At 37.6% G+C, this 21929-nt stretch carries 20 protein-coding genes and 1 tRNA gene; 8 read left to right on the top strand and 13 right to left on the bottom strand.

Features of this window, described 5'->3' with window-relative positions; translation table 11 throughout:
- Positions 1–96: 96 nt before the first annotated feature.
- Both adhE and tcdA read right to left on the bottom strand, forming a co-directional pair.
- Positions 97–2793, bottom strand: a complete 2697-nt coding sequence (adhE, locus tag GYM74_RS02045; RefSeq protein ID WP_220218840.1) for a bifunctional acetaldehyde-CoA/alcohol dehydrogenase — start codon at positions 2791–2793, stop codon at positions 97–99.
- A gap of 315 nt (positions 2794–3108) precedes the next feature.
- Positions 3109–3912 (bottom strand): tRNA cyclic N6-threonylcarbamoyladenosine(37) synthase TcdA, encoded by an 804-nt coding sequence (gene tcdA / locus GYM74_RS02040; protein WP_220218839.1) that lies wholly within the window; start codon positions 3910–3912, stop codon positions 3109–3111.
- Positions 3913–4197: 285 nt separating this feature from the next.
- On the opposite strand from tcdA, the gene GYM74_RS02035 reads away from it, so the two are divergent.
- Positions 4198–5202 (top strand): dihydroxyacetone kinase subunit DhaK, encoded by a 1005-nt coding sequence (locus GYM74_RS02035; RefSeq protein WP_220218838.1) that lies wholly within the window; start codon positions 4198–4200, stop codon positions 5200–5202.
- A 1-nt stretch (position 5203) separates the two neighbouring features.
- A complete protein-coding gene (gene dhaL, locus GYM74_RS02030) occupies positions 5204–5833 on the top strand; it encodes a dihydroxyacetone kinase subunit DhaL (protein WP_220218837.1) in 630 nt (209 codons plus the stop codon).
- Between the two features lie 95 nt (positions 5834–5928).
- Here the strand turns inward: dhaL and GYM74_RS02025 are convergent, their stop codons facing one another.
- The 7 genes from GYM74_RS02025 to GYM74_RS01995 all read right to left on the bottom strand — a co-directional run bounded on the left by GYM74_RS02025 (position 5929) and on the right by GYM74_RS01995 (position 12971).
- Positions 5929–6591 carry a class II aldolase/adducin family protein gene (locus tag GYM74_RS02025; RefSeq protein ID WP_220218836.1) on the bottom strand — a complete coding sequence of 221 codons (663 nt, stop codon included), beginning with the start codon at positions 6589–6591 and terminating at the stop codon, positions 5929–5931.
- 27 nt (positions 6592–6618) lie between these two features.
- Positions 6619–8682 carry a BglG family transcription antiterminator gene (locus GYM74_RS02020; protein WP_065562055.1) on the bottom strand — a complete coding sequence of 688 codons (2064 nt, stop codon included), beginning with the start codon at positions 8680–8682 and terminating at the stop codon, positions 6619–6621.
- A gap of 87 nt (positions 8683–8769) precedes the next feature.
- Positions 8770–10158 carry a PTS galactitol transporter subunit IIC gene (locus tag GYM74_RS02015; protein ID WP_220218835.1) on the bottom strand — a complete coding sequence of 463 codons (1389 nt, stop codon included), beginning with the start codon at positions 10156–10158 and terminating at the stop codon, positions 8770–8772.
- A gap of 10 nt (positions 10159–10168) precedes the next feature.
- Positions 10169–10447: a PTS sugar transporter subunit IIB gene (locus tag GYM74_RS02010; RefSeq protein WP_220218834.1), complete on the bottom strand. Its 279-nt coding sequence runs from the start codon at positions 10445–10447 to the stop codon at positions 10169–10171.
- A 9-nt stretch (positions 10448–10456) separates the two neighbouring features.
- On the bottom strand, positions 10457–10933 hold the full coding sequence (locus tag GYM74_RS02005) for a PTS sugar transporter subunit IIA (RefSeq protein ID WP_065562052.1): 477 nt from the start codon (positions 10931–10933) through the stop codon (positions 10457–10459).
- Between the two features lie 370 nt (positions 10934–11303).
- Positions 11304–12659 carry a PFL family protein gene (locus tag GYM74_RS02000; RefSeq protein WP_220218833.1) on the bottom strand — a complete coding sequence of 452 codons (1356 nt, stop codon included), beginning with the start codon at positions 12657–12659 and terminating at the stop codon, positions 11304–11306.
- Positions 12660–12701: 42 nt separating this feature from the next.
- Entirely contained in the window at positions 12702–12971 is a 270-nt protein-coding gene (locus GYM74_RS01995) for an ACT domain-containing protein (protein ID WP_065562050.1), read from the bottom strand.
- A 146-nt stretch (positions 12972–13117) separates the two neighbouring features.
- Here GYM74_RS01995 and GYM74_RS01990 point away from each other — a divergent pair, with 146 nt between their 5' ends.
- Complete coding sequence (locus tag GYM74_RS01990) at positions 13118–14332, top strand: pyridoxal phosphate-dependent aminotransferase (protein WP_220218832.1); 1215 nt, start codon at positions 13118–13120, stop codon at positions 14330–14332.
- A gap of 136 nt (positions 14333–14468) precedes the next feature.
- On the opposite strand, the gene GYM74_RS01985 is transcribed toward GYM74_RS01990, so the two are convergent.
- The gene (locus GYM74_RS01985) at positions 14469–15227 is read right to left on the bottom strand and encodes a M48 family metallopeptidase (protein ID WP_220218831.1); all 759 of its coding nucleotides are present in this window, start codon (positions 15225–15227) and stop codon (positions 14469–14471) included.
- Positions 15228–15381: 154 nt separating this feature from the next.
- On the opposite strand from GYM74_RS01985, the gene queA reads away from it, so the two are divergent.
- Positions 15382–16422 carry a tRNA preQ1(34) S-adenosylmethionine ribosyltransferase-isomerase QueA gene (queA, locus tag GYM74_RS01980; RefSeq protein ID WP_220218830.1) on the top strand — a complete coding sequence of 347 codons (1041 nt, stop codon included), beginning with the start codon at positions 15382–15384 and terminating at the stop codon, positions 16420–16422.
- Positions 16423–16500: 78 nt separating this feature from the next.
- Here the strand turns inward: queA and GYM74_RS01975 are convergent, their stop codons facing one another.
- A complete protein-coding gene (locus tag GYM74_RS01975; protein WP_220218829.1) occupies positions 16501–17181 on the bottom strand; it encodes a M48 family metalloprotease in 681 nt (226 codons plus the stop codon).
- Positions 17182–17319: 138 nt separating this feature from the next.
- Here GYM74_RS01975 and tgt point away from each other — a divergent pair, with 138 nt between their 5' ends.
- Positions 17320–18456 carry a tRNA guanosine(34) transglycosylase Tgt gene (gene tgt / locus GYM74_RS01970; protein WP_220218828.1) on the top strand — a complete coding sequence of 379 codons (1137 nt, stop codon included), beginning with the start codon at positions 17320–17322 and terminating at the stop codon, positions 18454–18456.
- A 72-nt stretch (positions 18457–18528) separates the two neighbouring features.
- Positions 18529–18605 (top strand) — tRNA-Pro (locus GYM74_RS01965).
- Between the two features lie 750 nt (positions 18606–19355).
- Here GYM74_RS01965 and GYM74_RS01960 read toward each other — a convergent pair.
- Together GYM74_RS01960 and GYM74_RS01955 are read right to left on the bottom strand one after the other, a co-directional pair.
- Positions 19356–19679 carry a hypothetical protein gene (locus GYM74_RS01960; RefSeq protein ID WP_220218827.1) on the bottom strand — a complete coding sequence of 108 codons (324 nt, stop codon included), beginning with the start codon at positions 19677–19679 and terminating at the stop codon, positions 19356–19358.
- A 130-nt stretch (positions 19680–19809) separates the two neighbouring features.
- Positions 19810–20838, bottom strand: coding sequence for a LacI family DNA-binding transcriptional regulator (locus GYM74_RS01955; RefSeq protein WP_220218826.1), 1029 nt, complete (start codon positions 20836–20838; stop codon positions 19810–19812).
- Between the two features lie 333 nt (positions 20839–21171).
- On the opposite strand from GYM74_RS01955, the gene GYM74_RS01950 reads away from it, so the two are divergent.
- On the top strand, positions 21172–21615 hold the full coding sequence (locus GYM74_RS01950; RefSeq protein ID WP_220218825.1) for a PTS sugar transporter subunit IIA: 444 nt from the start codon (positions 21172–21174) through the stop codon (positions 21613–21615).
- A gap of 31 nt (positions 21616–21646) precedes the next feature.
- On the top strand, positions 21647–21919 hold the full coding sequence (locus tag GYM74_RS01945) for a PTS sugar transporter subunit IIB (RefSeq protein ID WP_220218824.1): 273 nt from the start codon (positions 21647–21649) through the stop codon (positions 21917–21919).
- The last annotated feature ends 10 nt before the right edge of the window (positions 21920–21929 follow it).

Genomic DNA, 21929 nt, shown 5'->3' with positions numbered 1-21929 from the left:
TTTATTTTGTTTGATTAAAAAAAAATCAAAAATATAAAAAAAACCTGAAATATAGACTATTTCAGGTTTTTATTTAATCACATTAATGATTTTAGATTATTTTTTCTTAGTGGCTTTTTTCTTCGGTGCCGCTACACCTTTAGCCGCAGTGTGAATTGCAACATCTTCACTGATATCACCATGGTCTTTATAAGCACGGCCATAATAAGTATCTAGAAGAATTTGTTTTAACTCTGCAATTAATGGATAACGAGGATTTGCCCCAGTACATTGGTCATCGAAAGCATCAACTGCAAGTTGGTCTACTTGTGCTAAGAAAGCTTTCTCATCAATACCAAACTCTTTAATAGAGAATGGAATTTCAAGATCTTTTCTAAGTTGATCTAACCAACCAATTAATTTTTCAACTTTTTTCTCGTCGTTATCCGTTGCGGCAGTTAAACATAGATGATCAGCAATTTCGGCATAACGTCTAACCGCTTGTGGGTAACCATATTGGCTGAAGGTACCTTGTTTAGTCGGTTTATCTGTTGCATTAAAGCGAACAACGTTACTAATTAACATTGCATTAGCCACACCATGCGGAATATGGAAAGCCGCACCAATTTTATGCGCCATTGAGTGACATACACCTAAGAATGATTGAGCAAATGCCACACCCGCTAATGTTGCTGCACTATGGACTTTTTCACGAGCGAGAGGGTTTTTAGCGCCATCTCGATAACTCGCCGGTAAATAGGCTTTTAATAAGCTTAATGCTTGTAACGCTTGACCGTCAGAAAACTCGCTTGCCATGATTGATACATAAGCTTCTAATGCATGGGTAACAGCGTCATAACCACCTGCTGCACAAAGCGATTTTGGCATATTCATCACTAAATTAGCATCTACAATTGCCATATTAGGCGTAATAGCATAATCAGCTAATGGATATTTTTGACCGGTTGCATCGTCGGTTACCACCGCAAATGGTGTTACTTCAGAGCCGGTACCAGATGTCGTTGTCACACAGATTAATTTAGCTTTTTTACCCATGTTAGGGAAGTGACAAGTACGTTTACGAATATCCATAAAACGCAATGCTAATTCATCAAATTTAGTTTCCGGATGCTCATAAAGTACCCACATAATTTTAGCCGCATCCATTGGCGAACCACCACCTAAAGCAATAACCGTATCCGGTTGGAAAGCAGTCATTGATTCGGTACCTTTACGCACAACACTTAACGTTGGGTCTGCTTCAACATCAAAGAATGTTTCACAAATTACGCCATGTTCTTCAAGTTGGTCGGTAATTTGTTTAGAGTAACCATTGTTAAATAAGAATTTATCAGTGACTAAAAAGACGCGTTTAGCACCTTGCTCAATCACTTCATTTAAAGCAACTGGAAGTGATCCACGTTTAAAATAGATAGAACTTGGTAATTTATGCCATAACATGTTTTCTGCTCTCTTAGCGATTGTTTTCTTGTTGATTAAGTGTTTCGGACCGACATTCTCAGATACCGAGTTACCTCCCCAAGAACCACATCCTAGCGTTAAAGATGGCGCTAAATCAAAGTTATATAAATCACCAATACCACCATGAGCCGCAGGTTGATTGATCAAAATACGACATGTTTTCATTTTGCTGCCGAAGTAAGCAACACGATCACGATTGCTGTCTTGGTCAGTATAAAGCACAGAGGTGTGACCCATACCGCCCATTTCAACTAATTTTTCGGCCTTTTCAACCGCTTCAGTAAAGTCTTTTGCTCTAAACATTGCTAACGTTGGCGATAGTTTTTCATGCGCAAATGGTTCAGATAGATCAACTTTACTCACTTCACCAACCAGTACTTTGGAGCCAGCAGGAACTTTGATTCCAGCCATTTCAGCAATTTTTGTTGCTGGCTGACCAACGATATTGGCATTTAATGCACCTTTATCATTTAAGATAATACCTTGTACCGCTTTTGTTTCTTTAGCATTTAAAACATAAGCACCATACTGAGTTAATAAATCACGGACTTGATCATATACTGAATCAACAACAACGATTGCTTGTTCAGAAGCACAAATCATACCGTTATCAAACGTTTTAGACATTAATACAGACGCTACCGCACGTTTTAAATCAGCAGTTTCATCAATAATTACTGGTGTATTACCGGCACCCACACCTAAAGCAGGTTTTCCTGAACTGTAAGCAGCTTTAACCATACCCGGGCCACCTGTGGCCAAAATGGCTGCAACATCGTCATGATGCATAAGTGCATTAGATAATTCGATAGAAGGCTCATCAATCCAACCGATAATATCTTTTGGCGCACCAGCTTTAATTGCTGCATTTAATACAATTCGAGCTGCTTCAATGGTTGATTTTTTTGCGCGAGGGTGAGGGGAAAAGACAATTGCATTACGGGTTTTTAAACTAATTAATGATTTAAAAATTGCCGTTGAAGTTGGGTTAGTCGTTGGTACAATACCACAAATTATCCCTAAAGGTTCGGCTAAAGTGATTGTTCCATACGGTTCATTTTCAGCCACAACACCACAAGTCTTGTCATGTCGATATTTATTTAGAATGTACTCAGCAGCAAATAAGTTTTTGATGACTTTATCTTCTACAATCCCCATGCCTGATTCTTCAACTGCTTGTTGGGCTAAAGGGATTCGAGCTGCGGCTGCGGCTGTCGCTGCGGCGACGAAGATTTTGTCCACTTGCTCTTGAGTATAAGTTGAATAAGTTTCTTGTGCTTTTTTCACACGTACCATTAACTCATTTAACTCATTCATGTTGGTTACTGCCATAGATTTCTCCTTGAAATTAAAAAAATAAATCTGGATCGTTTGGCGTCTTCCTTGAATTTAATGCCTAAGCATAACAACAAAACGAAATTGACGTTATCGTAAATCAGTTTATTACTTTATACAATAAGATAATGCACAAAAAACGAATGTTTTTAGCCGAAAAATCATAGCTATTATTAAGTAACCCTATCGAGAAAATAAACCGACACATTATACCGACGATATTCAAATACTAATTATATTAATCATGGACTTATCGTTTTCACGCAACACCGGCTAACCACTATCAAAAAAGCGCCACTCACATTATGCAAACTAAGATGACTTAGGCTTGCATAACTTATCTAATACATAACTTACTGCCACAAAACCAAAAGTCGCTGTCACGGTAGTAATAGCGCCAAATCCGGACTGACAATCCATTTTTTTGCTACCTTCAGCTTGGCTTTTAGTGGAACAAACCTGACCATTTTGAGCTGGATAAGTTAACTGCTCAGTCGAAAAGACGCACGCAATGGCATACTTACCTTTGCTGTCTTTATTGAGTTTATAATCATTTTTTAAGCGCTCACGCAATTTAGCCGCTAACGGGTCTTGAACAGTTTTGGCTAAATCAGCAATTTTAATTTTGGTCGGATCTTTTTGCCCGCCAGCGCCACCAATGGTGATAACTTTTAATTTATTTCGCTTGCAGTGCGCTAAAAGCGCAGCTTTATCACGCACGCTATCAATGGCATCAATAATAAAGTTGAAGCGAGGGTTTTGTTTCGACCCTAAATAGTTTGCAACATTATCCGGACTGATAAAATCATCGATGACATTGACGATGCATTGAGGATTGATCTGTAAAATTCGTTCAGCCATAACAGCAGTTTTAGCTTTACCAATATTGGTATTTAACGCATGAATTTGCCGATTAGTATTGGTGATACACACATCATCCATATCAATTAAGGTAATTTGCCCAATACCACTACGCGCAAGGGATTCGGCCACCCATGCCCCAACACCACCAATACCAATGACACAAATATGAGCTTGTGAAAATTGCGTTAATGCCGCTTCACCATAAAGCCTTGCAATACCGCTAAAACGTTGAAAGTAGGATTCTGATTTCATAATTGATTATCGAAGGTGCTTATCGTTAAACACCCAACACTCCAAAAACTTGTTTACCAATAATAAAGATAATTTGCTTTGCTAACTAATTTATACATAAATAATGTCGATATATTCGTTTTCAAGGACTCAAGTTGCAATATATGCTTTGCAAGGCACTTTAAATGTACATCCCGATGATGCGCAACCAGTGGGATATTATTTGTCATTAATTGTATTCGTTTCAATTATTTGTTTTTCCTAAAATATCGCTGGTTAATTATGCTTAAAAAAGAGGAAAAGCAAATGCGCAAACCTAAAAAATTACTCAACGATCCTAACAATGTCAGGCAAGAAGTGATGCAAGGCTTAGTATATGGATATAATGGCAAACTCACTGCAATTCCAAACTACTTTGCAGTTTATGGCAATCACATCACAGATGATCAAGTTGTGGTTATTTCCGGCGGCGGTAGCGGTCACGAGCCAACTTTTGCCGGCTTTATCGGTGAAGGTAGCATTGACGGCTGTGCACTTGGCGAAGTGTTTACCTCGCCCTCGCCTGATCAAATAATTGAAGTGACCAAAGCCACACATCAAGGTCATGGCGCACTATTTTTATATGGTAACTATTCCGGGGACGGGATGAATTTTGATATTGCCGCCGAAATTTTAGCCGAAGAAAATATTACCACCAAAACCATTCGCGCAACCGATGATATTGCTTCTGCTCCGCTTTCTAAAATCTCAGATCGTCGGGGCGTTGCCGGTATTATGTTTCTTTATAAAATAGCCGGCGCAGCGGCGCAATTGGAAAAATATGATCTTGACCAGCTTTATCAAGTCGTAGCAAAAGCCAATAATAACGTACGCACTATCGGTGTAGCGCTCAATGGTTGCGCATTGCCTCAGTCGAATAACTTTAACTTTGAACTGGCCGATAACGAAATTGAAATTGGTATCGGTATTCATGGTGAAGCCGGTTTACGCCGTCAAACAATGACCTCCACCGACGATGTGGTTAAAGAGATGATAGATAGATTGTGTGACGATCTACCTTTTGTGCGTGCCGATCGGGTGTGCGTACTGATTAATAACCTAGGTGCAATGAGTAATACCGAACTATTAATTATTGCCAGAAAAGTCGGTATTGAACTCGATTCACGAGGCATAATCAGCCATGATATTGCCATTGGCCATTTTTGTACCTCATTGGAAATGTCCGGCTTTTCGATCACCTTAATGAAATTAGATCAGCAGTTACAACACCTTTATGACCTACCTTGCCAAACCTTAGGATGGAGAAAATAGAATGAACTTGTCACAACTACGTAAAATGATGTTATTTGTCGCCGAAAAAATGGTGGAAAGTGAGCCAACATTAACCGCTTTAGATCAAATTGTTGGCGACGGCGATCATGGTATTGGTATGAAGCGAGGATTTGCGACATTGATAGTACTGTTACAAGATGATCAGTTTAAGCCAAATGATATTGGTGATTTTTTCAATCAAGTTGGTACAAAATTAATGACCAGTATGGGCGGGGCTTCCGGCGCAATATTTGGCACTTTATTTAGAGCTGGCGGTAAAAGTATTATTGGTAAGGCAGAATTTAATACCAGCACATTAGCAACACTACTTAATCAAGGTTGGCAAGCTGTCTATCAACGAGGCAATGCTAAACCGCGTGATAAGACCATGGTTGATGCTTTAGCAGCTGCGGCAACCAGCGCAAATGAATTATGCCAATTACCCTTGAAAGAGGCGTTACCTAAAATTGCCCAATCTGCAATGGAAGGCGCAGAGCAAACCAAACAGATGATAGCGGTATTTGGTCGAGCTAAAAACTTAGGTGAACGTGCTATTGGTCATATGGATCCGGGCGCTGTTTCAATGGCTTATATTTTAAAATATATGAATGAATATATTCAGATGCCTTAAAAAAATAAATCCGCTAACAGTGTTGGCGGATTTATTAACTTATTTGTTTCTGTCATTTAGACGTGACTTTTCCTCTCTTTCATTATCCACCTACCCTATTGTTTAAATTTTATTTGGGAAGGATATGCCCAACTTTGTAACTCTTGTGGCGGGAATCCACCCGGATCTTTACCACCATTAATCAACAATGCGTGATAATAAATCTCTGCCATTTCTTCAATGTAGGCCGCTTTTAATACCGCTTCATAAGGATCTTTATCCACCGCAATGGCGCCATGTTTTTCCATTAAAATGGCATCGGCTCGCTTAATTGGCTCAATGACACTAGTTGACAGTTCCGGCGTACCAGGGCGACCATATGGCGCAACCGGAATCACGCCGTCTTTTAAATTCAAAATAGCACACTCATAAACAACTGCCGGTATGGGCTTTGCTAATACCGCAAATGCCGTTGCAAAAATTGAGTGGGTGTGTGAAACGGCAAACACATCCGGACGAGCCTTATAAATTTCCAAATGCATCAAACATTCACTGGTCGGTCTTAATCCGGATTGCGCTTCAATCACATTATCATCTAGATCCATAACCACAATATCACGTGCGGTTAATAGTTGTTTATCAATGGTTGTTGGGGTTACTAGCACATAGCCGGTCTGTTTGTCACGGACACTTGAATTACCTGCTTTATGTTTACAAAGTCCCCATTCACTGGATTTCTTAGCCATATCGACAACATATTGTTTTTGAATCTCTAACATTTTAACACTCCTTTTTAGGCAAAATATTCATTGATAGCGGGCAAATAATTCCCAAATTTCTTGATTATTTTTGGCTTGGCGTAAATGGGTTGAACCGTCATGAAGTTCTAATAACTCATTTAATTGCGCCAATGCTTTAAGATGTTTTTGTGGATTGTTGGTCGCTAGCACTACAATTAAATCGGCTTGCATATAGCCACCAATATCGATTTTGTCGGGTAACCTAAGTAGCGACATGGCAACTTGATTGACACCATCATCAATACCGGCATGCGCAATAATTAACCCTTCAACCAGCATAATGTAGGGCTGTTCAAATTGGATTTTGTTGATCATTCGTTCCAGATAATAACGTTCAATAAATTGCCCGTTTAATAGTGGTTTAGCCGCTAATTCCAGTGCCTGTTGCCATGAAATATCGGCTGTTTGGGCAAGGTAGATATGCTCTTTTTGCATTAAATCCGCCAACGAAGGGATCTCTTGTTGGTTGATTCGTAGCGGATTGTCATTGAGTTCATCATTATACAGGTAGGCGGTAAGCTCTTTTTGTAGCGCCTTTCTGTCTTTTATATGGGTGAACTTTTCAACAATTAACATCAGTTCTTCAACTTGGATAATGCTTGGGTCAATCCCTTGTAATGTGCCAATAACTTGGTTACGTAATGCATTTTTATGCAAATTATTCAACGAAGGGTTAACAATAAAGAGCAGTTTATCGGTGGATAAATGTGAGGTTGAAAAAACAATGTCATAATAGTGTTTATACTTTTCAAACTCTCGTTTAGACATGGCATCAGAAAAGTGAAGTTCCGGAAGCAACACCTGTAAAGTCAAATATAAGTAAGTAGAGACTGTGGCGCTATTTTCACAAACAACTATGGCAATTTTCTTTGTTTTAATTTGGTTAATTAGCCCTTCTCGTGTTAACCAGCCGCCTAATAAAACGGTAATAAACGCCACTTCCTCATCCGGCATATTACAATGCAGTATCTTTTCAAACGGCGCTATGGCTTTACGTACCATTTCATGTAAATGACCGAACTCTTGCAAAACAATATCGTAAACACTGTTGATGTTGGTGATATGGTAACGGATGCGATAATAGGCCGGTTTCCAGTGTTGATAAATACGTTCAATTAATTCACTTTTGTCCTGAAAGGTAATACAGCTGATCTGTTCAAAATTATCGATAACTTCAACTGCACTCTCTAATAACACGGCATCGAGATGAAAATATTTGTCTGATAATGTTTGGATATTGGAACTTTGTACCAATACCGTTAAAAAAATCTGCTCATTCAGATCGGTAATGCCAAAGCGTTCAATTAATTTTTTCATTAATTGAAAATCACGACTGTTTGCTACATCGGTATAGTTTTCCGGCAATAACTCTATTTTTTTGTTGGTTTCAATTCGGTGTAGCATAAAACCAATAAAATAGGTTAATTCTTGCAGTTGTTCATCGGTAAAAACAATTTTTAATTTTCGTTCAATTTCACTAAACACTTGTCCGACTTGTTCTAATCGGCCTTGAGTAATAATCTTATTGTGCCGAAAAATTTTATCGGCTATTGGCATATTAATGATACGATGAATTAGCTTTAATAATAAATAGCGCTTATTAATTTCTGTGCCAACAATGCGATAACCATTTTCACGATCATAAGTTACCTGCATATGGTATTGATCGAGCAGGGTTTGCACTTTTTTAATGTCATTAATCACCGTATTTTGGCTAACGGTCAGCGCTGAGGAGAGATGAATTAATGACAAGCGCTCAGTTCTGGTTAATAAAAAAAATAGCAGTAGATGCACTCTTTCATCTTCTGAATAGATATATCGACCAATAGAAAGCGAGACGGGTTCGTCTCTAAAGGTTTCAATCACGACTTTAGGAATGCTAAATTTTCCGGTTTTAAATCGTTTAATTAATTCAAGATTTGATGATTCAAGAAAATCATTAATCTTTTTTAAGGTATAACTAAGCTGTTTACGGGTTAACCCAAATTTATTTTGCAGCTCTACGCCACTGACACTTGGATTTTGAATTAATGCATTTAAAACAGCATGAATTCTTTTATCAACAACCATATAATTATTAGCCTCTTGCTCGTTATCTGATGATAACGAGCATTACCATCAGTTTGTACTAATTACCTGTTTACAAATAGTCCAGTTTTACTCATCTATTTTCAGATCAACACTATCTTGTTGTGCCTCTTTTTTCAGTTCACGTGCATAAAAGAAATAGCCAGTGCACCAATAAATAGCCAATATCAATGGAACAAAATAGCCTTGTAAACATTGCCAAATAAATGAAAATGCATAAGTAAAGACAGGTGCATCAATAGAGCTGTTAGAAATAAGTTGGTTGTTTGGAATATCAATCGCCTTAGTGGCTAAGCCTAAATCGGTAATAATTGGCGCAAATTGCGTTCCGACAAACAGAAAAAATGGCACACCGATGATAGCTAAAATCACCATTCTTAATGTATTGCCTTTGGTTAAAATATAAGCTGGCACAACCAGTGCGATATTAATAATGCCAGCAAATGGTAAGATTTTATTACCGGGTAAAATTACTGCCCAAATTAAGGTGATAGGAATGGCGACAATTAAAGTAAACCAGATTTCACTTGCTCCCCCCATAAACGGCCAATCAAGACCCACAAACAGTTTACGACCGGCAAAGCGTTTATTCATATAATCGCTGATCGCTTCGGAAATCGGGGATAGCGCCTGCATAAATAATTTTGAGATCATCGGGAACAGCATTAAAGCGGTCGCCGCTTGCACTCCTAGCATTAAAATGGCCGCCACATCATAACCAGCAATAATCCCAAAAATGACACCTAATAAAAATCCGATTACGTGATTTTCAGCAAATACCCCTAGTTTAGAACGCAAGGTTGCTGCATCCATTGGCTTATTCAAAGCGGGGATTTTGCGTAATAGAAGATCAAAAGGATAATAAATGGCACTGAAAAATAGCATTCGGTGCGTACAAGTTACGCCCGGAATACCGGTTAACTTTTCGATTCGATGCTGATTAATATCACCGGAATTGAGCTCTAAAATGATTTGCAACGTTGCAACAACAAAAGCCAATATCAGCGCAATTATTCCGCCCACAAGTGGCGTTGCTACGGCAACAACAATAAAGGCAGTAAAAATTTTACCCCATACATTCCATAAATCAGCATTAAACGTATCGGTCTTTTTCAATACCAACATTAAGATATTGACGCCTACTTGCAGTGGAAACATTAAAAAAGCATATGGCCAAGCCCACGAAACATTTGCCATTGTTGTCCAACCACCGTCAACAATACTAAGCTCAATACCGGTTCGCTCCATCATGGTTTGTGCAGCAGCGCCTATTGCGCCAACCATAAAACCAATCAGCATACTCATTCCAACAAACGCAACACCTAGCGTAATGGCAGCCGATGCCCCGTCTCGAAATTTCATACGGACAATTAAGCCCGCAATGAGCATTATGATAGGTACAAATACCGGTGCACCTAAATTCAAAATATAATTTATAACTGTTCCAAGAAAGTCCATAATTACACTCCTATTTGCAGGCATCGATAATTTTTTGTAGTTCTGCATCCATATTTATTCCGGTTAAAAAAGCAATGCCATTAATAACCGGGATAGGATATGTTTTCTCAATTTTGGTAATGGCAATGTATGCCGCACTGTTTTTAATGTGAGAATCAACCGACTTAAGATCGACAACTTCCACTTTAATATCATTAAGATTTCTCTCTTTTAATAAGCGTGTCACTTTACTTGCAACCGTTTGTGATGTGGCCACTCCACTCCCACATGCAACAATAACCTTTTTCATAATGCCTCCTTATAACTGGATATTTGACGTCAATAAGTTAAAAACTTCATGTTCTGTTTTTGCCTGATATAGCGCCTCTAAAAAACATGAATTTACCAAGCAGGACATCAATTTTTGTAATAAATCAATATGTCCATCTTTTTGGTTAAATCCCAATAGAAAGATAAAATTAGCATCTAAAACATGATCATTATTTGCCATTTCACACCAAGGGATTGTTCCTTTCACTCGAGTAAAGAAAATGAATGGTCTAATAACATGTTCGATATCGGTATGTGGCATTGCCACCACATAAGGTTTGGTCGGTAAAGCGGTCGGAAATAAAGACTCTCGGTGTTTAATCGCTTCTAAGAATGTTGGATTAACATAACCACCACGTTGTAGAATTGAAAAAGTAAAATCAAAAAATTGATTTGAATTTTGGAAGTCTCTATCTAACACAATCAGATCGTTACAAAACAGCTGGTTATTAGATTCATTTTCCATTTCATCCTCCATCATTATGTCGTTAGTCATTTTTAAATCGGGCTGATTTTGATGACTAACTCATACAGTAATTATTTGATGTCATTGATTTTAGGAAATTAAAACAGCGCAGACTATTGGATTTGATACCAAAAAATATCCATAAAATTGCACATCATAGGGATAAAAGTTATCGCTTGAAAAATGCGGGAAATATCTGAGAATAGTTATACCAAGTTAGATAGTTAGATAGTTAGATAGTTAGATAGTTAGATAGTTAGATAGTTAGATAGTTAGATAGTTAGATAGTTAGATAGTTAGATAGTTAGGCAATTGTGATTCTGCTATTAGCAATTTAATAGACAGAATCACAATAAGTATTGAAGGTTATTTAATTTTTGAAAGAGTGAATTGGTGCCGGAATTCGTCCGCCACGATGAATGAAATCAAATGAACTGAATTTACTCACCGGCATCACAGGAGCATGACCGAGTAATCCACCAAACTCAATATTATCACCCACCTTTAATCCCGCAGCCGGAATAATCCGCACGGCAGTGGTTTTGTGGTTAATGACACCGATTGCCGCTTCATCAGCAATAATAGCAGAAATCGTTTCAGCGGAGGTATCACCCGGTATGGCTATCATATCAAGACCAACTGAACACACACAGGTCATGGCTTCGAGTTTTTCCAGATTAAGTGCCCCGCAATTAACCGCATCAATCATGCCGGCATCTTCGGAAACGGGTATAAAGGCGCCACTTAAACCACCAACATGACCACACGCCATTACGCCGCCTTTTTTAACGGCATCATTTAACATTGCCAAAGCTGCCGTTGTGCCATGTGTGCCGACAACTTCCAGTCCCATTTCTTCTAAAATATGCGCAACCGAATCACCAATTGCCGGCGTCGGTGCGAGCGATAAATCTACGATACCAAATTTCACACCTAAGCGCTCTGATGCTTCTTTTCCAACTAATTGTCCCATACGGGTAATTTTAAAAGCAGTTTTTTTAATCGTTTCGGCAACCACATCAAAAGGTTGACCTTTTACTTTCTCAAGCGCACGTTTAACAACACCCGGTCCACTAACACCGACATTAATCACACAATCAGCTTCACCAACACCATGAAATGCGCCGGCCATAAAAGGGTTGTCTTCAACTGCATTGGCAAATACAACTAATTTTGCACATGCCATACTGCTATTATCAGCGGTTAACTCTGCCGCTTGTTTGATAATTTGTCCCATTTGCTTAACCGCATCCATATTGATACCGGTTTGAGTTGAGCCAACATTGACCGATGCACACACTCGCTCAGTTTCAGCCAGCGCTTGCGGAATGGATTTAATTAAAATCTCATCCCCTTTGTGATAGCCTTTTTGTACTAAGGCAGAAAACCCACCAATAAAATTAACACCAACGGCTTTAGCTGCACTATCAAGGGTTTTAGCAAAGGCAACATAATCTTTATCATCACTGGCGCCGGCAATCAAAGATATTGGCGTGACGGAAATACGTTTGTTAATAATAGGGATGCCAAATTCGGAGGTAATTTGATCCCCAACTTTGACAAGATCTTTAGCTAATGTCGTTATTTTGTCATAAATTTTTTGGCGAGCTTTCTCACCATTACTATCGATACAATCAAGGAGAGAAATACCCATGGTTATTGTGCGGATATCAAGTTTTTCTTCCTCAATCATTTTAATTGTTTCGAGGATCTGTTTTGTTTCCATTAGTCCTATCCTTAAGTAAGAAATGTAGAATTAGAATTGAAATTACAAACGATGCATAGCATCGAAAATCTCTTCTCGCTGAATATTTACTTTTACCTTGAGTCTGTCACCTGTTTGCGTTAACGAAGTTTTAACTTCATCAAACGAGACTTTTATTTTGGATAAATCAAGCAACATAATCATGGTAAAATATTCATCCATGATCGTCTGGCTCACATCTAAGATATTGATATCTAATTCAAACAGCTTCTGACTAATTCCCGCAATTATTCCGGTTTGGTCTTTTCCAATGACAGTTAAAATCGTTTTCATCACATACTCCGCACAAAATTCACACAATTAAAAGATATTTATTGAGTTGATTATAATAACATCTTCAAAAATTATCGAAATAGGAGTAGATTGTTTTTTTCAACAAAAATAAAAATATCATTAGAATAAACTGAAAGGGCGAAGTTATGATAAATTTCCAAAAATCCAATAAATTGGATCATGTCTGTTACGACATTCGTGGACCTATCTTAGATCATGCAAAACGACTTGAAGAAGAAGGTCAAACTATCCTTAAACTCAATATTGGAAATCCCGCCCCTTTTGGTTTTGCCGCCCCTGATGAATTATTGGTTGATGTCATTCGTAATTTACCTTCTGCGCAAGGATATTGCGATTCAAAAGGGCTTTACTCAGCTCGTAAAGCCATTATGCAACACTATCAAGCCAGAGGAATTACCAATTTAGATATTGAAGATATCTATATCGGCAATGGTGTGTCGGAACTGATTGTGCAATCGATGCAAGCACTACTTAATAGCGGAGATGAAGTTTTAGTGCCTATGCCTGATTACCCATTATGGACAGCGGCAATTAGTTTATCCGGTGGCAATGCCGTTCACTATTTATGTGACGAAGAGGCCAACTGGTCACCGGATTTAGAGGATATAAAACGAAAAATCACCCCCAAAACTAAAGGGATTGTGATCATTAATCCTAATAATCCAACCGGCGCAGTTTATAGCAAAGAAGTGTTACTTGAGATTGCCGAAATTGCTCGCCAACATAATTTGCTTATTTTTGCAGACGAGATTTACGATAAGATTTTATACGATGATGCCGTGCATCATTCGATTGCGGCCCTTGCTCCTGACTTATTTGTTGTTACCATGAGCGGCTTATCAAAAACTTATCGTGTCGCTGGCTTCAGACAAGGTTGGATGGCGCTTTGTGGACCTAAACAGCATGTAAAAGGCTATATTGAAGGATTAAATATGCTCGCCTCGATGCGTTTATGCGCCAATGTGCCATTACAACATGCTATTCAAGGCGCATTAGGCGGATATCAAAGCATAAATGAATTTATTGTGCCGGGTGGCCGTTTATATGATCAATGTATGTTAGCTTGGCGGTTGTTAAATGAGATTCCGGGCGTTTCATGCACCAGACCACAAGGCGCGTTATACCTGTTTCCAAAGCTGGATCAACAAAAGTTTAATATTCACAATGACCAAAAATTAGTATTAGACTTTTTATTACAAGAAAAAGTATTGTTAGTGCAAGGCAGTGGCTTTAATTGGCACAAACCCGATCATGTAAGAATTGTTGCACTGCCACATACTGGTGATCTTGAAGATGCCATTAACCGCTTTGGTAACTTTTTATCTCGCTATAAACAATAAAAAGGTTGCTATGAGTTCCCCTCGCCCAATGCCGGGGGATATTTACCTGACTCACCATAATTTATAAAACGATATCTGTATCTTCTTTACAAAAAAAGCGCCAAATATGGCGCTTTTATACATTCCTAAAAAAGAATTATTTTTTCGATTTAGCAATTCTATTACGGATGTTATCAATACGATCTTGATTAGACGGATGGGTACTTAAAATCGAAGCGTTACCACCACCTAATTTTTCAAACGCAGTTGCTAGACCAATTGGGTTAATTTTTCTTTCAGTTAAATAATCAAATGAAAAATTATCAGCATCTTTCTCTTGTTTTTGTGAGAATTGTGAATTAACTACAGCTGCAGCTAAAGCACCAATTTCTGATTGAGAGATTGCTGCTACAGTTGAATTTCCTGAAGCTGATGCTGCTTCAAGAGCAATTTCTGTTGCATAAGCAACTTGTAATGCTTTTTTACTATGACCTAAAGCAACGTGACCTAATTCGTGACCTAATACGCCTTGAATTTCGTTATCAGTCATTTTATCCATTAAACCACTGTATACACGCACACAACCGTTAGCCATTGCCCATGCATTTACATCTTTAGTGATATAAACTTTATAGTTGATTGGCGTACCGTTTACGTTGTTACCTAGTGCTTTAACAATTTTATTTAAACGTTTGGTATAAGCGCTTTTAGCTGGTGCAATTTTAGCTTTCGCATCCATTTGGGCGCAACCTTTTTGGCTCAATGTTCTGACATCATCATCACTAAGTGTTGCTGCGCTTAAACCTTTCATGCCGAGACTAGCGATACTGTCAGCACTCATAGACTTACAGCCAACTAGTGACATTGCTGCTACTAAAGGAAGTGCTACAAGCAATGTTTTTTGATGTGTTTTCATAACCTTATCCTTATATTGTTGTAAATTACATTTGTCTAACTTTAAGTTAGATTTGCAGAATTTTAACGTAATTGTCATAATAATCAACAAATAATTACTTGAATAGTCACAATTTGAGATTTAGACTAATGCCTCTTTTTTTGAGGTACCGACAATGCAACTATCCGATTTTGATTTTACCCTGCCCAAAGAACTGATTGCCAAACACCCTGCAACAACCAGAAGTGCGTGTCGCCTTTTATCGCTTGATAGTTATACTGGTCAAATTGAAGATAAGGTATTTACGGATATCACGGATATGATTAATGCCGGTGATTTACTTATTTTTAATAACACAAAAGTGATTCCTGCACGCATATATGGCAAAAAGGCATCTGGCGGAAAAATCGAAATATTGATAGAAAGAATTTTAGATGATAACCGTGCGCTCGCCCATGTTAAAGCATCAAAATCGCCTAAAGCGGGAGCACAATTAATCCTAGGGGAAGATGAATCTGTTAGCGTCACCATGCTTGCAAGACATGATGCTCTATTTGAATTGCAATTTCCTGATGATGTTCTATCAATTTTAAACAAAATTGGACATATTCCATTACCGCCGTATATTGATCGTCCTGATGAAGAACAAGATCGCACAGTTTATCAAACGGTTTACAACAAAGTGCCCGGAGCCGTTGCAGCACCAACCGCTGGACTGCACTTTGATGAGCCATTGCTTGAAAAGTTAAAGCAAAAAGGCGTAGAGATGCAATTTGTCACTTTACATGTCGGTGCTGGCACCTTCCAACCGGTAAGAGTTGAAAATATTGAAACTCATGTTATGCATTCAGAGTATGCCGAAGTGCCTGAATCGGTTGTTAATGCGGTATTGGCTTGTAAAGCAAGGGGCAATAAAGTGATTGCAGTCGGTACAACATCTGTTCGAGCATTAGAAAGCGCAGCGCTAAAAACCGGTCAAATTGCGCCATTTTTTGCTGACACCCAAATCTTTATTTATCCGGGCTATAAGTTTAATGTCATCGATTCACTTATTACTAACTTTCATCTACCCGAATCGACTTTAATTATGCTTGTTTCAGCATTTGCCGGATACCAAAATACTATGCACGCCTATCAACACGCCGTTGACCAGCAGTACCGTTTCTTTAGTTATGGCGATGCTATGTTCATCCATGCAAGCAATAATAAATCGTGATGCGCAGCACTAAGTAAATAGCCAATAGTCTCAATTCGAATCAGACACGTTGGCTATTTAGATAACTTTTCTATCAGCTTACTTAGCGTTTAACTTATTGACAATATTACTTATCCGTTTTGATCTTGAAGGATGAGTCATTGATCCGGTTACTGAATGAAACGGGATCTTTAAAAGCATATTCACTAAACCTTGCGGATCTATATTTTCATTTATTAATAGCTGTAAAGCATAATTATCCGCTTCGATCTCGTGCTGTTGAGCCGTCTCTTCTTTTGTAAGAATGACCAGCTCATTGGCTTTATGAGTAAACTCAATATAGGGCGCCTGACGAATTAAACTAATGGTATGCTTAAGGGCAACATGCGCTTGTTCATGCGCCAAAACAGCTTGCAACTCGTTATCATCTAACAATTTCATTAACCCACTGTTCACCCGGATGCAACCATTAGCCGTTGACCATGCATTGGGCTGAGTGTCGATATAAACCTTGTAATTTAATGCAATATTGTTGACTTTTTGCGGTAAGGTCTTAGCCACAGCGTTTAATCGTTTAGTTAACTTGTGATTATCTGCCGCTATAATAGCGCGGTCATCTATCTCAATACACGCGAGTGTAGTTATCGCAAACATATCATTTTCAGATAATGCCTTAATTTGTTCGGCAGTAATAATCTTAGGCAATTTAGTTTGATCAGATTGGCATCCAAACAAAAAAAACGTCAATAAAGATAAAAATAGTAAAATTATTGGTTTCAAAAGTGTCTAATTCCTTTCAAATATTGTTTATTCAACCTAAGCACGATAAACTACGCACCGCAAAATAATACGATAACGTATTATATCAATAATTAGCGCCAAACTGTTTATTTGGTCGCAAGAGGTTAACACAAAAAAATGAAATTTGAACTCGATAATACTGACGGCTTAGCTCGCCGTGGACGAATGAAGTTCGATCGCCGTGGCGTCGAATATACTGTTGAAACACCCGCATTTATGCCTGTTGGTACCTATGGCACTGTTAAAGGGATGACGCCTGAAGAAGTCGCAGCAACCGGCGCACAAATCCTACTGGGTAATACTTTCCATTTATGGCTAAGACCCGGACAAGAGATTATGCGTAAACATGGTGACTTGCATGATTTTATGCAGTGGCATGGTCCAATTTTAACCGATTCGGGCGGATTCCAAGTGTTTAGCCTTGGTGATATTCGCAAAATTAAAGAAGAAGGGGTCTATTTCCGCAACCCAATTAATGGAGATTCAATCTTCTTATCGCCTGAAATTTCAATGGAAATTCAATATGATCTTGGTTCTGATATCGTCATGATTTTTGATGAATGTGCGCCGTTTCCTGCCGAGTGGGACTATGTTAAAAAATCAATGGAAATGTCTCTACGCTGGGCAAAACGTAGTCGCCAACGTTTTGATGAATTAGGCAATAAAAATGCCTTATTTGGTATAGTACAAGGCGGTATACATCAAGAATTACGTGATATCTCGATTAAAGGATTAACCGAAATTGGTTTTGACGGCTATGCCGTTGGTGGATTAGCAGTTGGCGAACCTAAAGCCGATATGCATCGTATCTTAGAAGGCACCTGTCCACAGTTACCTGCTGATAAACCACGTTATTTAATGGGTGTAGGCAAGCCCGAAGATTTAGTAGAAGGCGTTCGTCGTGGTATTGATATGTTTGATTGCGTGATGCCAACTCGTAATGCACGTAACGGGCATCTGTTTGTCACTAATGGGGTCATTAAAATTCGTAATGCCAAATATAAAGATGACACAACCCCACTCGATCCTGAGTGTGATTGTTACACCTGTAAAAATTACACGAAATCGTATCTTCATCATTTAGATAAATGTGGTGAAATATTAGGGGCACGGCTCAATACCATTCATAATTTACGTTATTATCAACGTTTAATGGCTGAAATTCGTGAAGCGGTTGCTAGTCAACGTTACGAAGAATTTGTTGCTGAGTTTTACCAAAGAATCGGCAAAACCCCCGCCCCTTTCACAAAATAAAAAATTATCATCATAATTTTTAGGGGTAACTATTGACACATCGAGGTTAGCGCAGTATTATGCGCATCCTAACGGCGAGTAGCGCAGCTTGGTAGCGCAACTGGTTTGGGACCAGTGGGTCGGAGGTTCGAATCCTCTCTCGCCGACCAATTTTAATAAAAAAGCCTACTCATTGAGTAGGCTTTTTTATTTCTGGGGTTTGATAATAAAATTTACCCCCATTAATTCTCTTTTTTTATTTAACATATATCTTAAATAGCGATAAACTTCACTCTAGCTTGAATCATCAGCTCTAATTGGAGTAATGTAGGTTCGATCAAATCCGTTTTGTTATTTAATTTATGTAATATTAAAGCCGCCATATATCCTCCAATTTGTTTGAAAATAATGTGACATTCGTTAATGGCGAAAAGCCCACTTCACTAAATTTATTGTTATTTCCATTTTTTCTTTTTTAAATACTCTTTTGGACTTTCTAACCAGGATATTGAAAAAAAATTATAAATAATTAGAAACATAAATCCCGATAATAAAAGAGGATAATAATCTTGATTAGAACGAACTAAAATTTTAAGTTTACATACAATTATAATTTGAACAGCTAAAGCAATATAATGTAAAACCAACATAATGCGCCTTTGCCATTTCAAACGTTTATTATAATGATAATCACTTATTGTATATTTTCTAAAGCGATAAGTAATAATAATAGGCAAAATTGAGAAAAAGTAATACGCAATGTAAATCAATATAATCATGTGTGTTATTCCTTTTACTTAATAGATCCGTCTTGAATATTGGCAACAAAATATTGTCGATATGTAATCCCCCCTAGTGCGTACACAATGAATAATTAGGTGGTCATTTACATTATTTAACATATTTCACTAAATTTATTATTATTTCCATTTTTTCTTTTTTAAATACTCTTTTGGGCTTTCTAACCAGGATATTGAAAAAAAATTATAAATAATTATAAATATACATGCTGATAATAAAAGAGGACGATAATCTTGATTATAAGGAACGATACGTTCAAGTTCACATCCAATTATAATTTGGATAACCAGAGCAATATAATGTAAAACCAACATAATGCGCCTTTGCCATTTCAACTTTTTATTATAGTGATAATCACTTATTGTATATTTTCTAAAGCGATAAGAAATCATAATAGGCATAATTGAGAAAAAGTAATACGTAATGTAAATAAATATAATCATGTGTGTTATTCCTTTTACTTAATAGATCCGTCTTGAATATGGACATCAAAATATTGCTGATAATTTATCTTTATATAAAAAAAGCCTGCTCATTGAGTAGGCTTTTTATTATCTCTTTTATTATTTTTTATTACAAACTAGCTCGTGATTTTATAATCGGTAAAAACTCCGTGCTTTCTGATTTAATTGGCTCCCCATTTTTTAATTTATTTAGCAATAACGCCGCTGTGTATTCGCCAATTTGTTTAGACGGTAACGCAACACTGGTTAACGGCGGAAAGCAGACTTCACTAAACTCATTATCACCAAAACCGCTGACTGCCAATTGATAAGGAACTCGAATATGTCGCCGTTGACACTCATATAGCACACCGCAAGCTAATTCATCGGTGGTACAAATTAACGCATCAACCTCAGACCAGTTTAACAAAATATCGGCAAGCAACTGTGCGCCGGTACTAAAGTTCGCTGGTTTGGCGGCATGAATGATGCGATGAGTCGGCAAGTGATAATTGAGCATCGCTTTATGCCAACCATGTAAACGCTGTTGAAATAGATGATATTGCTGATTTGCACAAAGTAAGGCAATATTTCGATACCCTTTATTAATCACATGCTCTGTTAATTTATACATCGCTAAACTATCATCATAGCCAACATCGACATCGATTGATTCATCATATTTTTTACCGATATTCATTACGGTGATTGTTTTATTTTGAACAATTTTTTTTATCAGATCATCATTTTCAACATAAAACAGCAAGACAGCTTCAAGATTATGGCTATAAAGTGTCTCTAATAATTGGGACTCTTGTTTATGATAATGATAAGATTCAATGATAAGCGTGGTATACCCCTCTTTAGCTAACTGTGTCTGTAGCGAATCAAGCAATATTCTTACGGAATAATCATAAATTCGAGTGGTAATAACGGCAATCACTCGATTGGCGCTGGCTGATGCTAATAAACTGGCGGCGACATTCGGCTTGTAGCCCAATGTCTCAACAGCTAATTGAATTTTATGTCGAAGCTTATCTGATACCCTTTCCGGCGTGCGTAAAGCCCGAGAGACCGTCATTGTTCCCACGCCAGCATATTTAGCAACATCAAATAAAGTAATCTGCCCTGTATTTCGACGTTTTTTAGTATCCTGCATCTTTCATCCCGATTGAATTTGATTTATATATTCATTTACGCATACAATTTTTGCTGTAAAGATAGTAAAAAACAGAAGATTACTCAATAATCATCTACAATGCATCAAGCAGTTTATAGCTAAATTATGACTTTTTTCTAATTCTAGTATGTCAAAGCGGAATAGTTTAGAATTAATACATTAAAAATGTTATCTATGTCACACAATCGAAAAAAAATTTTCTAACTTTGATAGCGCTATCACATTTCTGACAATTTTTGATTTCTATTATTACTTAATATGATAATTTTCTAACCGATTATCAAAATGATTAACGGTCTTAATGGAGGTAAAATGTTAGGTACATGGTTAACTAATGAAACAGTCAATGTTGTTGATTCAGTCGAAGATTGGCAAGAAGCGATAACACTTTGTGCTGAGCCATTATTAAAGAATAAAACAATTACATCAGATTATATTAAGGCTATTTTTGAACTACACAAATCAATAGGGCCTTATTATGTTTTGGCACCCGGAATTGCAATGCCTCATGCAAGGCCAGAACAAGGCGTAAACCAATTAGGCCTATCGATGTTACTGGTTAAACAAGGCGTTAAATTTAATTCAGAAGAAAACGATCCAGTCTATTTAATCACTCTATTAGCCGCTAACGATAGTACCAGCCATATCGAAATGTTAACTCAATTGGCGGCACTGTTTGGCGAATCTGACGATATCCAGAAAATTTTCAATGCACAAAATCGTGATGAAATTTTGGCGGTTATCAAACAATATTAATTTCCAACGTATAAGTAAAAGGATAAACAATATGAAAATTATGGCAGTTTGTGGCTCAGGCCTTGGTAGTAGTTTTATGGTTGAAATGAATATCAAAAAAGTCCTCAAAAAACTTAACATTGATGCAGAAGTGACCCATGCAGATCTTGCTTCGGCAACGCCAGATCAAGCAGACCTGTTTGTGATGACAAAAGATCTTGCCGCCAGCTCCGGTATTCCAGCCGATAAATTAGTTGTACTAAATAATATTATTGATATCAACGATTTGGAAGCAAAACTCGTTGAACATTTCGCTAAGCAATGATCAAATCATG

It is taken from the genome of Gilliamella sp. ESL0405 (genome assembly GCF_019469205.1).
Lineage (GTDB): Bacteria > Pseudomonadota > Gammaproteobacteria > Enterobacterales > Orbaceae > Gilliamella.
Note: the sequence above shows the minus strand (reverse complement) of the source record. Positions and strands in the feature narration are given on the sequence as shown.